The sequence below is a fragment of the Desulfocicer niacini genome, assembly GCF_054657595.1.
Window position 1 is genome coordinate 1 of the sequence record NZ_BAAHYK010000036.1, and the last position, 13,941, is coordinate 13,941.

A 13,941-nucleotide genomic window follows, 5' to 3' on the forward strand; every position below is an offset into this window, starting at 1 on the left:
TGATCATGTGATTGCCATGTTTGTGGCAATTGGAAAAGGCACGAAACAGGCATGGTCACGTCCGGGGCAACTCAGCCTCAATGATGTGGTCATCAAAAATGAGTTTGAGTCATAACTTAACAAGGCAAACACAGTTTTGCCGTTGATGAGAATAGATTTAGGGAGCCGGTATTCCGGTATTGTCAAAAATTTTTTTGAATAGCAGCCGGCGTTTAAAGGCTAAGCAGGCATTGTCACCCCGAGTTATTGAGAACGTACCTTTGCTTTTATCAACAGCCTGTGTTTAAAGGTAAATTTAAAATGGAAAATTGATCCCTCCCAAAGACTTAATGGGAAACGTATCGGACAGTTTTATTTGGGGGTTGTCATGAGATGGGCCCCCTCTCCATATGGCTCATCTTATGATAAACCCTTTTTATTTTTAGGGGCTTGCAAGGTAACTTGTAAACCCGGTTGGCTTAGGCTGAGTCGCATAAAGGATATTGCCATGAAAATGTTTTTATTATTATTCGCCCTGGTGGCCGGGATGCTGGTGCCGGTCCAGGCCGTGCTGAATACGAAAATGGGACGGGCCTTGGGAGATCCCGTGTTTGCGGCATTGATCTCCTTTTCCGTTGGTACCGTTTCTCTGTTTATCTATGCGCTTGTGGTCCAGATAGATCTGGGCATTATCCGGCAGGCCACGGGCCTTCCCTGGATGGTATGGGCCGCAGGTTGTCTGGGGGCTGTTTTTGTGGCCGCCACCATTATTTTGACCCCCAGGCTGGGGGCAGCTCTGACCTTTTCTCTGGTGGTGGCCGGGCAGTTGTTAATGGCGGTTATCATGGACCATTTTGGTACGTTCGGCATCCAGACGCAGCCGATGTCCTGGATGCGCCTGGCTGGCATTTGTCTGATTACCACCGGGGTGGTGTTGATACGAAAATTTTGATGTGGAAGTTTTTGGGCAGCAAGAAATATGGCTTAACTCACCCTAAAGCGTCAGTGGGCGCATTGTTGTGGACACAGAAGATCTATACAGCTTTTTGCCGATAAAGTCGCGGTTCATGGAGATGTACATGTACGAAAGACGCTGGTAATATCCCCGTTGCTGGCCCAGAATGAAATTGATCTGGGCCAGCTGTGAAAATATCTCGGTGAAGTTTTTTGGAGATTTGGCATTACAAAGACATTTTTGTTTTGCCGTAGTAGATACGATAGAACAAAGCGGGGTCGGTTTTGCCCCCAAGTCGCAGTATCAGGTACAGAAAAAAAAGGCCGATAATCAGGCAGGCGTTACCTGAGCCCTTTTTCTGCCAGCGTCGAGGTGACACCTGGGCTTTTCCGTTCAGGTAGACCCGCTGTCCAAGAGAGCGCAGTCGGATGGCAAGTTCCACGTCTTCCATGAGGGGAATGGCCGGGAACAGGTTCCTTTGCATCACCGGTTTTCGTCGGAAAAATTGTACCTGGTCTCCGAAACTGATGCCTGAGATTTTTACTCTTGCATGATTTAAAATTTCGATGATCCGACACCGGAAACGGGTGGAGCGATCGGAATCGTCGGTGTCGAACCGACAACCGACGGCCCCCCCGATGACTTTTTTCCTGGTACGCAGAATTTGGATAATTTTATAAAAAATTCTGGAGGGAACCCGGGTGTCGGCATGGATGATGACCGCCACATCCCCGGTGGCTTTTTCCAGGCCCGCCCTGATTTGACCACCCCTTCCACCCCCTGCCCAGAACGGGGCATCCATGACCAGGTACCGGGCACCTGCCTTTTGGGCTATGGTCAGGGTCTCATCCCAGGATCCGCCGTCCACCACGATGGCTTCTTTGACCCAGGGCGAAGCAAGTATCCGTTCAAGGCAGGGGCCAAGGTGGCTGGCCTCATTGAGTGTGGGGATAACCACAGAGATACTACGACAACTAAAGTCGGCAGGGAAGGCCTGATAAATAAACGCTTCAGATCTTCCCATGCCGGACAATTTTGGCATTAGAATTCACCATACTCAACGGGTCTGCCGGAGGGGTCCTGACACCAACCGGGGGTGAGACTGTCGGCACAGGCGTCTTCGTCGTTCGTGTACTCGGTGCTCCAACCTTCCCAACCATCGGAAAAGTTCTTCACATTGGAAAATCCCATGAGATGGGCATGGAGGAAGCTTAACGCAGACCGGTAACCGCTGCCACAATAGAAATAGACATCCCTGTCAAATTGGCCTGCTGTCATTCCTGAACTTATCCCAACAGACTCCCACAGATTTTTTACTTCAGTAAAGCTTCGGAGACTTCCGTCTGGATCGGTATATTCCAGGGTGTAGTCATCTGCGTCATGGGCCCATACGGCATTGGGTATGCGGCCTTTCTGGACCACGTAATTGTAGCCTGAAATTTCTCCTATGTATTCGGGGTAGCTGCGTACATCGGCGACCACAACGGTGTCTGTATCCTCGTATATTTGGGCCATCTCGGTCACGGTGGCCAGGTGTTCGGGGCAAACCGTTCCGGTGAATTCTGCAACGGGGACCGCTTCGTTGATCTGGGTTTCTCCGTCGTAGCCTGCATTGATCCAGGCGGAGTAACCGCCGTTCAGGTAACGGACATCCTTGACTCCGGCATAGGTCAATATCCACCACAGGCGTGCGGCAAAAATATTGGAATCGCTGTAAACGATGACGGTGGTATCTTCGGTTATCCCCATATCTGCCATGGCGGCATGCAGCTGGTCGTCGGGCAGCAGGAACCATCTCGGATAGTCATTTTCGTAAATATCGGAATTGGAATGGATAGCTCCGGGGATATGACCGTTCTTGTATGTATCTGCCCATTCCAGGGTGCCCCACTGGGTTTCAAAGATCATGTATTTGTGGTCCCTGTCATAATCATAACCCGCAGGTGCCGCAGTGGTGCTGCCCGGGGCATGATATTCCATCACCTGTTTTATCCAGGCTGGATAGACCAGTTTCTGGTACTGGGGCAGCGTTTCCATGGGAAAGGCTGCAGGGTCAGATCCAGCCCATTCACTGATGGAGCCGTCGTAATTGCTGGCCTTGTCATACCCCAGGAGGCGGAACAGGAAATAGGCAAAGCCACTGCGGATACCAATGGTGCAGTATGCAGTTACTTCCTTGTCTTGGGTAATCCCCCTGGATTCGAACAGGTCTTTCAGATTTTCATAGGGCAGAACAGTCTTGTCCTCGCTGAAATACCAGGCGTAAGGGATCTGAACTGCACCGGTAATATGACCGCCTCTGGCTTCTCCATACCTTTGCCATCCGTTAAATTCCTCGTCCTCCCGGGTGTCCACCATGGCAAAATCACTGTTGTTCATATGCGCTGCAATGTACTCCTTGCCAGAGGTAATGCCTGTATTTAACTGGGCTGTAAATACAGAAGCGGGCCGTGTATTTGCCTCTATCTGGGCGGTGTTACCGTCAGCCAGCCATTTGTCCCAGCCGCCGTTGAGTATTCTGACCGATGGGCATCCCAGGACTTCCAGCATCCAGAACAGACGTCCGGCACCGCCAAAGGAAGCGGTGGTGTCATCATAGATGATCATGGATAAGGTCCGGGTCAGTCCCATCTGGCCCAGGGCCTGTTCAATCTGCTCCGTGGGAAGGAGATTGCTGTCCGTGCCCAGGAACTGCTGCCAGGGAATGCTGATGGCTCCGGTTATATGGCCCTGGTAATAGGCATCGGTGGACCTGGTGTCAAGGATGACGACTCCGGCCTGGCTCAGATCGTCTGAGTTCGCCAGCAGATTTGCATTTGGATAACTTTTCTGGGTGACACTGGAACTGTTGCAGGCCATGAACAGTGCTGATAATATAAGCACCACAGCTCCTGCCAGGACCATCCGTTGTTTTTTGTTCATCAGGATTCTCCTTCCATGATAATGTTATAGTTTTTTTTACAATAATAATTGTGTCTTGGTCATCACATGGGCCGTCCATTGACAGGCCCCGGGTATTTTGCTAACAGCACCACCTACCATGATGACAATAGAGATAAGACAACAAGGCCGTTGCGGGTGGATAGGAATCCGATTAATGATACCGGTGACCATCGGTCTCCTGTACGCCATGCTGGCCATGGAACCGGATCTCTCCATGTCTGTTGCCATGCTTGTGGGTATCAGTGGGGTCATTGTCATCCTCCTTGCACTGGATCAGTATTTGATCGATCAGGGGATACATTGCTGGGCTCCGGGCCTTGTACTTGGTTTTGCCCTGGTTTTCAGGCTTATGTTTATCTGGCGTGCTCCGGTCTTGTCTGATGACATCTATCGTTATCTGTTTGACGGTCTCATGGTGCTCCATGGAGTCAACCCCTACAGCGCAGCCCCGGATACAGCTCGACTTTTCACCCCGGCATTGGTTGATCTCCTGCCCCTGGTTAACCATTCTCATCTGGTGACCCTGTATCCGCCAGTTGCCCAGTTCGTGTTTGGCGCAGGCGCGGCCCTCGGCATCTTGATCGGCCCCCTGGTGGGCATGAAATTGGTGCTTTCGGCCATGGACATGGGGTCGTGCATTCTCCTGATCGTTCTGCTCAAAGAGTTGGGCCTGCCGATATCAAGGGTGGCTCTCTATGCCTGGAATCCCCTGCCCATTCTGGAAATCGCTGGATCAGGCCACGTTGACGGTGCTGCCGTCTTTTTTGTCCTTGGTGCCCTTATCCTGGCAATCCAGCCTGGGAAGGGCGTTTTTTCCGGGGTATTCATGGCCTTGGCCGTTCTGACCAAGTGGGTACCCTTGATGTTTGTTCCCTTCTGGCTGCTCCTGCTAGCCGGTAAGACACGGGCAATGGCCCTGGGGATATTTGGTACTTCCGGATGTCTGATGGCAGCCCTGTTCTGGCCTGATCTGACCAACGGCATGACAACCCTGGGTCAGTATCTCCGTCACTGGGAGTTTTCAGGACTCCTGTTCCGGGCATTCCGGAATCTGACCGGTTCTGGTGAGATGGCCCGGATCTGGCTTATGGTGCTGTTTGCCAGCACTTCAGGTGTGCTGCTTTTAAAGCATTTCTGCCGGCCCAGGAATCCGGAATATACAGTTGTCTGCCTGGCAACTCTGGGCGGCGCATACCTGGTTCTATCCCCCACGGTCTATCCATGGTATGCCCTTTACCTGGCTGTCTTTCTACCCATGGTCCCGAACCCTGCAGGTTTAGTTTTTGCATGGTCGGTGATGCTCTCCTACCGGGTTCTCCTGGTCCGGAACCTCACCGGTTTGTGGGTAGAGGATGATCTCACACCGTTGATGATTGTGGTGGCTCCGGCAGTGATGTTGATTGGTAACTCGCTGGTGAATGCCATCAACTCTGGTCGAAAAAAATGAATGGGTGGCGGTATAATGCCATTTTCATTGTGTCCGCCAGGACATGTGAATTATTGGGAAGATATGCTGGAAATTGCCGTTCCAAGCATGGCATCGTCTGTTAATAAGAGACGATCATGGATAGGCTGAAATTCTCGCCTGCAGCCGTGTTTTTTCCGTAGATGTCCTTTCTGTATCCCAGCTCCAGGCTGAATGGCTTGGATAATTTGACCCCCAGGGCCAGATCCAATTTTCCAAGGTCATAGTCAAGGGTTGTGGTTGGATTACCCGTTGGATCAACCTGGAGATCAGCGTTATCCATGCCGGTAATGCCGTCAAGTTTCACCCGGCTGTAAATGATCGGGGTGATATCCATACCCAGTTCCACCAGGTAGCGAAATTCATCAGCCGGTTCTTGGGCTCTGAAGCGATATCCGGCCTCAATATTAAAGTAACCCGGTATGAAGGGATACAATGATCGGCCGTATAGAATTCTCAATTCCGTATCGTACTGACCGTTGCCCATGGGAACGGCATCCGTGTCATCATAGAATTCCGGGACTTTGATGAGACCCTGGATAGACATCACGCCAAAGTCCCCGGACAAGAAGCGGTATTTCAAGCCCAGGTCCAGATCGGAAAATCCCCGGGTCCTGGCAATCTGGAGATCGTCTTCGGATTTCAGCTGTTTGACGGCCACCGATCCCAGGATTGTCAGATTATCTAAAAGACCGTATTCCATGTAGTAGGTGATGTTGGTGTCTGAAAATTCACCATGATCAGGAAAGGATTGCCTGCTTCCTGAATCATTGAATGCCTTGTCTGCGGTATATGCATTGCCCGATAATTTGTGATATACGACTCCTTTGTCTGCGGTCCAGGCCCCTGCATAACAGGAGCCTGCTGCCAGACCCACGATTATCAGGGCTAACAATAGCCATTTCCCTGTGATTTTCATGAACTTCCCCCATGATTTTGTATTTAAATAATTGAATAAAAAAAGCTGAAATATACGGACAAATCAACCCTGGGTCCAATCGTTTGTTCATATTCATAGTTCTCATGGTATTTTAAATTTCGATATGCATACCTTTCTGGTGGGTATCGTGTTATGTCCGGCATTGTCTGTTGCGATTGGGTTCCTGGATTTAATGGAAACTATCAATTGGACGTCGCGTCTTGTTTGGGATAAAATTATTGATTTAGCTCTGGTAGCAGCTGGGGAAAATCAAGGTAGTAAATCAAGGCAGGAGAAGTAACCAGGCATGAAAACAAAAACGAGTGAACCGGTCAGCATGGGCTGGATCGGGAGGGGTACAGGACTGTTCCTGCCCCTTTTCATCATGATAGCAGTTGCGCTGACCAGCTCGGAGGTGTGTCACGGGGTGGAGCTGCAACGTATTGACGTCCAGACCTTGAGCCAGAACAGGGCCGATTGGATCCTCCTGGATGCACGGCCCATGACGGTTTGGAAAAAGGCTCATATCCCAGGGGCATACTCTTTTTCCTGGGAGACTCATACCCGGACAGATGCACAGAAGATCCCGTACCGGGTTCAAGAACCGGAGATTCTGGCTAAGGCCCTTGGCAGCCTCGGCGTCAGCGTTGATACACCGGTAGCCGTCTATGGTGATGCCGATACGAGTTGGGGTGGGGAAGGCTGGACCTGCTGGACCCTGGCATGGTTGGGTCACCAGGGACCAATTGCCATTGTGGACGGGGGGGTACAGGCATGGACCGGTGCAGGTTTTGCCTTGCTCACCGGCCGGGAGTCTCCGAACCGGGCAAAGGTCGTTTACCTGACCCGTCCAATCTCAACTATGATGGTCTCTGCCCAGGGGCTCCATCAACGTTCCGGAGCCATTCAGCTGGTGGATACCCGTTCCACCCTGGAATGGTTCCGGGGTCGGATCCCCGGAGCCGTACATATTCCATGGGAAGAATTTTTTACCGGCAGGACCCGACAGCCCCTGGAACGGGAATCAGTCTTGGCCCTGTTTACGAAGCATGGAATAACACTGGATAAGCCGGTGATCTACTATTGTTCCGGCGGTATCCGCTCTGCCTACGCATGGATGGTCCATGAGTTGGCCGGTCTACCCGGGGCCTTCAATTTCGAGGGGGGATTTGAAGAATGGAAGATTGTCTATCCTTGATTCCTGGGGTCATTGACCAGTCATTTTCGGTGTCAGCGGGCGTTACTGATCCGCCTATCGTTTAGCAGCCCTTTCACGAGTTCAACCCCGTCATGGGCAATCACGAAAGCAAATCCCAGGGGGAAAAAGCACAGAAAGGGAATGGCTGGCCAGGTTCCCCGCTGCCAGGCAAAAGAAACCGGAACCAGGGAATACAACAATAATGGAAGATTGATTCCCAGGTTCAACAGCACATGGCTGTGGTAGACAGGATGGCAGGTACCAACTTGATTAGCCGTTATCCCGAACTTGGGTGTTCTCCGGAATACACCACCTTTGAATAACAGGCCCTTGATAACCGCCAGGGAAAAATAGGGGGCCAGCCCGATACTCAAGGCAGGAAGCAGGAAGATTGTCCCTATATGTCGTCCCAGACCTTTCCATAATCCAAAAATCATGTAGTAGGCTATAACGGCAACCCCCGTGAGCAGAAACAGGGGCAGGTCAAACCAGAGAATTTCATGTATACCGATTCCGACCCTGTGCATGAGCATTGGGTAAAGGGTTAGCGTTGCAAGAAATCCAAAGATCCAGCAGAAATTTGCCAGAAGATGAGCGGCCGCTTCGATTTTGATGCGGAGGGGCAGGGCTGAGCACACTATTCCGGGAAGCAGCTTTACCCCAGTTTGTATGGCCCCTTTAACCCAGCGCTCCTGCTGGCGCCGGAAATCTGACAGAGTTACCGGAAGTTCAGATGGTACAACGATGTGGTCCACATACACGAATCTCCACCCGGCAATCTGGGCTCGGTAGCTGAGATCCAGATCCTCGGTAACAGTGTCCGATGACCATCCCCCGGAATTGTCAATGGCACTTTTCCGCCATATCCCCGCAGTCCCGTTGAAATTGAAAAACAGGCCCCGTGAATGGCGGACGGCATGTTCAATGGAAAAATGGGCGGAAAGCAGCAGGGACTGGAGGCGGGTCACCCAGGAATACCCGGTATTGAGAAATCCCCACCGGGCCTGGACCAGACCGATGTCCGGTCTGCTAAAATACACAATGGTCTGTTTCAGGAAATCGGGTTTGGGAAAAAAGTCCGCATCAAAGACAGCAATAAATTCTCCGGTTGCCTGTCTCAGACCTTCACCCAGTGCGCCAGCCTTGTAACCGGTACGTTGGGTTCGGTGAACGGTATATATATTTTTTCCCAGACCGGACCAGTAAGCCACCCGTTCTTTCACAATCTGGCGTGTGCCGTCCGTAGAATCATCAAGGACCTGGATTTGGAGCCTATCCTCTGGCCAGTCAAAGACCGCAACTGCGTCAATGATACGTGCTGCGACCAGGGACTCGTTGTATAGGGGAATTTGGACTGTGACTAAGGGCAGGGATGGGTGCCATGATCGGTCTGGATTGATCGTTACCCTGGTGCGGTTGTACCAACACCAGATCATCCAGATACGATGGAACCCGTATAGGGCAAGGCCGCCAATGGAAATAAAATGCACTGCTGTTAATAGGTTAAAAAACATCTGTATCATTGTCCATCCATCTGAAACCTGTATTGAAAATCGCTTCTGTCATGCCATGTCTGAAAGGGGTACCGACCGATCAAGAGGCCTGTTCGGTGCCATCAATTTCCTGTTGGGTCGTCATGTCAGGGATACGGTCAGGGGCAACAGGATTCATAAGCGGTTCCAGGGCTTTTGGGGGGACTGACTGCGGTAAAAGGCAAGTAATTTTTTTATGACCAGCGGGAACAGCCCAAGCAGGGCCAGAGAAACGAGAAATCCGGGGGAAACAATGTTGTCCATGGATTCGATTTGGGACAGCTGACTGCCCGCATTGACAACGATGGCCGTGCCCGGTAGCATCCCCAGTTGAGAGACCCAGTAAAATGTCCATAATCGTATGGGCATAAGTCCCATGGCCATGTTAATAAGGAAAAAAGGAATCACCGGGATGAGACGTAGGGAAAAGAGGTAAAAAACGCCCTCTTTGCGGATGCCTTGATTGATCGTCGTAAGGGCTGCTCCGAATCTGTTTTGAATCCAGTCCCGCAACAGATAGCGTGAGAGCAGACAAGCCAGAACAGCACCGAGACTGCTTGCAAAGGAAATGATGATCGTGCCGGTCAGGGGGCCGAACAGTGCCCCGGCAGCCAACCCCAATACCGCTGCGCCGGGTAGGTTCAGGGCAATTGCCGGGATATAAAAAGCAACAAAGGCAGCGATGACTCTAACCGGATGTTGAACATAAATTTCCTGGTAGCGTATCCGGGAGGCCTTGATAAAGTCCAATGTTAAATAGTGGTGCATCCCTGTGGAAAAAAATAGGATGATCGATCCGATGATCAGGATGACAATAATCCATTTTCCGGTCATTGGTCTTTTGTCTAAACCCATTATCGAATACCTGTTTCCTTGGTCGTGTTTTCGTTTGCAGGCACGTCACAGCCTGAACAGACTGAGTACAATACAAGGGATGAACTCACTATGGCAAATTGTTAGTTTTTATAACTGTGATGAACAAGATAGAAATGCTAAATACCTTCCTATTCATCTGGGAACAGGATAATAAAGGGAGGTGCTTGCTTACATTTTTTATTCGTCGGACAAAAAGACCATCAAAGCCCTTGTCTCTGATGGCATAAAAAGGATTCAGCCCATGAGCATTTTTGGAAAGAACGGATTCGTTAGAAAACAAGAGGTTGCTTTTGCAAAGAAGCTTCTTGCCTGGAAATATGAAAAATCTGGTATGGCTTTGCCAGATGAGAAGACCATATCCGTTCATGCCAGACAAATTGTTGATGATGCGCATATTATAGCAAAAAAAACCGGCGGCAATGTCTTGGAGATTTTGAAAGACGCTGTGCAGGATATTAAAAAGAAAATATAAAAGGAGATTACACATGGCACCATCCCTGGCGCTTGAAATATTTTCTGACTATGTCTGACCCTGGTGTTACTTCATCACCGGGAGTGTTGAAAGACTGAAAAATGAGTACGGTATCCATGTCAAATGGCGGGCTTTTCCCCTGCATCCAGACACCCCACAACAGGGCCGTACCCTGGATGAATTGTTCCAGAAAAAGGGTTTACAGGTGAATGTGGATGAAATGATGGCCCATCTGAAACGCACCGCCGCAAAATTCGGGCTTGAGCTGGGTGACAGAAAGATGACTTATAACAGTCGCCTTGCCCAGGAGATCGGCCTGTGGGCAGAAACAAAAAAAAGAGGGCATCAGTTCCACATGGAAGCCTTCAAGGCCTATTTTGCACAGGGACGAAACATTGCTGACCAAGACGTGCTGTCAGACCTGATAAATCGGTCCGGCCTGGATCCGGAAGAGGGGATGCAAATCATTGAAACCAGAGCGTTTTCAGATGCTGTGGATGCGGACTGGGCGCTTTCAAAGGCAAAGAACATTACCGCTGTCCCAACGTTTTTCATGGGAACAGACCGGCTTGTGGGGGCTCAGCCCTATGAGGCGCTCAAAAAGTTGGTTATGATCAATCACCAAAATTGAGACGGGTGTTCTGCGATGATCAAGTCCCAATGTTGCCTTTGAGGAATCTGTCGTCAATTGTCAAGAACGTTTTGAACCGCCAGTGAAATGGTTTTCGGGGTGACGGGCTTCTGGATAAAGTGGGTATTAAGGTCTGTAAGACCGCTGCGAATAAGGGCATTTTCAGTGTAGCCGGACATTAAAAGCACCCTCAGTCCCGGAGCCAGTCTTTGAAGCGCCTTTGCCAGTTCAATACCATTTTGTTCTGGCATGACAACATCGGTGAGCAGCAGGTTTATGGCTCCCTTGAAGGTATTAAAAACCGTTTCTCCCTGTTTCCCGTTTTGGGCTTCAATAATGGTATATCCCAGGGATGAAAGGGTTTTATTGATCATGTTACGAACCATGTCATCATCTTCCACCAGAAGAATGGTTTCCGTACATTTTCGATTTTCCATGGGCTTCTTGAACATCGCCATGCTTTCTTTATCAGATGTTTCATACACCCGGGGCAGATATATTTTAAAGGCGGTGCCCTGTGAGGGTTCACTGTATACATCAATATCCCCGTTGTTTTGTTTGATGATGCCATACACCGTGGAGAGCCCCAACCCCGTGCCTCTTCCCTGACCTTTTGTTGTATAAAAAGGTTCAAAGATATGTTCAAGAATCTCCTTTGACATCCCCTCGCCGGTATCAGAAACGGTGATGCGGATATAGTTCCCAGGCGTAATATCAAAATGGTAATTCAACGTCGCATCTTCCAGGCTTATTTCCTCTGTTTCAATGGTCAATTGTCCACCCTGGGGCATGGCATCCCTGGCGTTTATGCTCAAGTTCAGAATAATTTGTTCCAGCTGGGATCTGTCTGCTCTGATCAGAAAATTTTCTCCCCCGTGAATAACACGGATGTGTATATCTTCACCCAAAAGGCGACCGATCATTTTAATGATATTGTCGATTTCTTTCTTAAGATTGAGGGTTTTCTTTTGAACGATCTGTTTTCTGCTGAAGGCCAGCAATTGCTGGGTTAACCTGGCTGCTCTATGTCCGGATTCCAGGATGGTGGCAATGTTTTCATAAAGGGGATTTGTTTCATCAATGTCCGGCAAGGAGAGTTCCGCATAACCAATGATGACACTGAGAATATTGTTAAAATCATGGGCCACGCCACCGGCAAGTCGCCCCACGGATTCCATTTTTTGGGCCTGGTGTAATTGGTTTTCCAGCCGGGTCTGCTGCTTTTCAGCCTCAACCCGCTGGGTGATGTCCCGGTCAATCCCCCGATATCCGATCAGTTCATCTTGATTGTCGTAAACGGGGTGAGCCGATGTTTCCAGATAAATATCATCACCGTTCTTATGAATATTGATGCTCATCTCGTTGGTGCTGCTTTTTTTTGAAGAGACAAGGGCTTTGAAACGTTTTTCTGCCCCAGGTTTCAAATCGTCGTGGACAAAATCCGTAAAAAGTTTATGGACCACCTCTTCAGGGGTATAACCTAAAATTTTTGTCACGGCCGGACTGGAATAGGTAAATTTACCATCCAGGTCACATTCCCATACCCAGTCATTGATATTTTCAACCATCTCACGAAATTTTGTTTCACTCTGCCTGAGTTTTGCAATGGCCTCATCCCGTTGTTTCTTTCGCTGCGAAACATGGTCCAGCATATTGTTGAAACCAGTGCAAAGATAGCCGATTTCATCATTTTTCCCCTGGGGGGCACGGATGGAATAATCCGTTTGGGTGGTAATGGTTCGTGTGATGTCTGCAAGCTGGGTAATGGGGCCAGATATCTGTTTTTGAACACAGATGGCCAGAAAGACGGCAAGGGCCAGAATTAACAGGGTTCCGGGGAAAAGCGTCAAGTAGAAGGATCGGGTTTTCTGGATCATCTCATTGGTGAGCGCTTTAATCACAATGGTACCGTAATTTTTCCCCTGATACACCACAGGAACAGCAATGTGAAAGGTGTTCCCCATGAAATATCCATCATTATAATCCGGGGCTTCAGTTGGGGGGATCTCGTTGTTGCGGTTAAAAAAGGAAAATATGCTGCCGAATTTATCATACAGAGATGCCGACTGGATATATGCCACATGTGCCATTTTGTTCAGAATATCTGTGGCACCCGGCCGGTCTTCAAAAATCAGGGGAGAAACGCAATATTCACCTACGACTTTGGCATTTATTAGTATATTTTGTACTAGTTCTTTTTTTAAGCTCTGGTATTGCAACCATCCGCTCAACATATAGACGGGAACGATGGTCAATATGGCCACCAGCAGAATAATGGCAATGAGTTTTGTTCGAATGGAAACAAAAAGAGAACTCATTGGCTCTTTTCCTCCATGGTTTTCACGATACGGGCCACTTTGAGCAGTAAATAACTGATGTTCAGGTTAGATGCCGAAGCGGCTTCATTGTTGATTTCAAACCGAATTTGTTCATTCTCAACATACATGTTTATGTGAACGCCCCAGCTTGCATAGCCTGTATTGTCCGAAATTGTGAGAATCGGAAAGTTTCGTGAATAATTCACAATATTTGACAGAGATTGACGGTTTGTTTTTCCGATGAAAAGCATGTGACATCCGGCAATTTCAAACAGGTTATTCAGCAACCGAACTTCAACGGGTTTTCCTTTGATGGGTTGCCGGGAAAAAACGGTCTGGAGGATATCATCAAAGGGGTTGGGACCGATAACGCCGATGATAAAATGCTGATTTTTATCTTTTTCAATGAAAGGTTTCGGCCATTGAATGAAGCGGGTAAAACGCTCCATAAACACCGATTTTAAAAGGTATTCGTTCTGTTTTGATGGCTGTGCCAGGGAGGGTGTCACGGAAAAATAATTATCTCCGTGAATGGGTACAAGGCTGTGGGCTGCCATCAATATAAACAGTAAATATCTGACTTTTATCTGCAATAATCGAATGGGTGTTGACAATTGACAGGGTAAACATGCCATAAGACCGCCCATATTCAG

At 49.2% G+C, this 13,941-nt stretch carries 11 protein-coding genes and 1 pseudogene; 5 read left to right on the top strand and 7 right to left on the bottom strand.

Annotation, left to right across the window (positions count from 1 at the left end):
* Positions 1-487 precede the first annotated feature (487 nt).
* A complete protein-coding gene (locus ACYQ2M_RS17800; RefSeq protein WP_459917723.1) occupies positions 488-931 on the top strand; it encodes a DMT family transporter in 444 nt (147 codons plus the stop codon).
* 229 nt (positions 932-1,160) lie between these two features.
* On the opposite strand, the gene ACYQ2M_RS17805 is transcribed toward ACYQ2M_RS17800, so the two are convergent.
* The gene (locus ACYQ2M_RS17805) at positions 1,161-1,976 is read right to left on the bottom strand and encodes a glycosyltransferase (protein WP_459917724.1); all 816 of its coding nucleotides are present in this window, start codon (positions 1,974-1,976) and stop codon (positions 1,161-1,163) included.
* Positions 1,976-3,856: a sulfurtransferase gene (locus tag ACYQ2M_RS17810; protein WP_459917725.1), complete on the bottom strand. Its 1,881-nt coding sequence runs from the start codon at positions 3,854-3,856 to the stop codon at positions 1,976-1,978. Before ACYQ2M_RS17810 ends, ACYQ2M_RS17805 begins: the two co-directional genes overlap by 1 nt.
* Before the next feature lie 175 nt (positions 3,857-4,031).
* Here ACYQ2M_RS17810 and ACYQ2M_RS17815 point away from each other — a divergent pair, with 175 nt between their 5' ends.
* On the top strand, positions 4,032-5,324 hold the full coding sequence (locus ACYQ2M_RS17815; RefSeq protein WP_459917726.1) for an MptA/MptB family glycosyltransferase: 1,293 nt from the start codon (positions 4,032-4,034) through the stop codon (positions 5,322-5,324).
* A gap of 100 nt (positions 5,325-5,424) precedes the next feature.
* On the opposite strand, the gene ACYQ2M_RS17820 is transcribed toward ACYQ2M_RS17815, so the two are convergent.
* The gene (locus tag ACYQ2M_RS17820) at positions 5,425-6,261 is read right to left on the bottom strand and encodes a hypothetical protein (protein ID WP_459917727.1); all 837 of its coding nucleotides are present in this window, start codon (positions 6,259-6,261) and stop codon (positions 5,425-5,427) included.
* Positions 6,262-6,568: 307 nt separating this feature from the next.
* Here ACYQ2M_RS17820 and ACYQ2M_RS17825 point away from each other — a divergent pair, with 307 nt between their 5' ends.
* A complete protein-coding gene (locus ACYQ2M_RS17825; RefSeq protein ID WP_459917728.1) occupies positions 6,569-7,459 on the top strand; it encodes a sulfurtransferase in 891 nt (296 codons plus the stop codon).
* A gap of 32 nt (positions 7,460-7,491) precedes the next feature.
* Here the strand turns inward: ACYQ2M_RS17825 and ACYQ2M_RS17830 are convergent, their stop codons facing one another.
* The gene (locus tag ACYQ2M_RS17830; RefSeq protein WP_459917729.1) at positions 7,492-8,982 is read right to left on the bottom strand and encodes a glycosyltransferase; all 1,491 of its coding nucleotides are present in this window, start codon (positions 8,980-8,982) and stop codon (positions 7,492-7,494) included.
* Positions 8,983-9,126: 144 nt separating this feature from the next.
* Positions 9,127-9,846, bottom strand: coding sequence for a TVP38/TMEM64 family protein (locus tag ACYQ2M_RS17835; protein WP_459917730.1), 720 nt, complete (start codon positions 9,844-9,846; stop codon positions 9,127-9,129).
* A 262-nt stretch (positions 9,847-10,108) separates the two neighbouring features.
* On the opposite strand from ACYQ2M_RS17835, the gene ACYQ2M_RS17840 reads away from it, so the two are divergent.
* Together ACYQ2M_RS17840 and ACYQ2M_RS17845 are read left to right on the top strand one after the other, a co-directional pair.
* Entirely contained in the window at positions 10,109-10,339 is a 231-nt protein-coding gene (locus ACYQ2M_RS17840; RefSeq protein WP_459917731.1) for a hypothetical protein, read from the top strand.
* A gap of 70 nt (positions 10,340-10,409) precedes the next feature.
* Positions 10,410-10,970, top strand: a pseudogene (locus ACYQ2M_RS17845) (DsbA family oxidoreductase); the annotation flags it as partial.
* A 53-nt stretch (positions 10,971-11,023) separates the two neighbouring features.
* Here ACYQ2M_RS17845 and ACYQ2M_RS17850 read toward each other — a convergent pair.
* A complete protein-coding gene (locus ACYQ2M_RS17850) occupies positions 11,024-13,288 on the bottom strand; it encodes an ATP-binding protein (RefSeq protein WP_459917732.1) in 2,265 nt (754 codons plus the stop codon).
* Positions 13,285-13,923: a YfiR family protein gene (locus tag ACYQ2M_RS17855; RefSeq protein WP_459917733.1), complete on the bottom strand. Its 639-nt coding sequence runs from the start codon at positions 13,921-13,923 to the stop codon at positions 13,285-13,287. The genes ACYQ2M_RS17850 and ACYQ2M_RS17855 overlap by 4 nt, the downstream gene beginning before the upstream one ends.
* Positions 13,924-13,941 lie beyond the last annotated feature (18 nt).

Coding starts and splice junctions, on each gene's coding strand:
- ACYQ2M_RS17800 (WP_459917723.1), top strand. CDS start 488: ATGAAAATGTTTTTATTATTATTCGCCCTGGTGGCCGGGATGCTGGTG.
- ACYQ2M_RS17805 (WP_459917724.1), bottom strand. CDS start 1,976: ATGCCAAAATTGTCCGGCATGGGAAGATCTGAAGCGTTTATTTATCAG.
- ACYQ2M_RS17810 (WP_459917725.1), bottom strand. CDS start 3,856: ATGAACAAAAAACAACGGATGGTCCTGGCAGGAGCTGTGGTGCTTATA.
- ACYQ2M_RS17815 (WP_459917726.1), top strand. CDS start 4,032: ATGATACCGGTGACCATCGGTCTCCTGTACGCCATGCTGGCCATGGAA.
- ACYQ2M_RS17820 (WP_459917727.1), bottom strand. CDS start 6,261: ATGAAAATCACAGGGAAATGGCTATTGTTAGCCCTGATAATCGTGGGT.
- ACYQ2M_RS17825 (WP_459917728.1), top strand. CDS start 6,569: ATGAAAACAAAAACGAGTGAACCGGTCAGCATGGGCTGGATCGGGAGG.
- ACYQ2M_RS17830 (WP_459917729.1), bottom strand. CDS start 8,982: ATGATACAGATGTTTTTTAACCTATTAACAGCAGTGCATTTTATTTCC.
- ACYQ2M_RS17835 (WP_459917730.1), bottom strand. CDS start 9,846: ATGGGTTTAGACAAAAGACCAATGACCGGAAAATGGATTATTGTCATC.
- ACYQ2M_RS17840 (WP_459917731.1), top strand. CDS start 10,109: ATGAGCATTTTTGGAAAGAACGGATTCGTTAGAAAACAAGAGGTTGCT.
- ACYQ2M_RS17850 (WP_459917732.1), bottom strand. CDS start 13,288: ATGAGTTCTCTTTTTGTTTCCATTCGAACAAAACTCATTGCCATTATT.
- ACYQ2M_RS17855 (WP_459917733.1), bottom strand. CDS start 13,923: ATGGCATGTTTACCCTGTCAATTGTCAACACCCATTCGATTATTGCAG.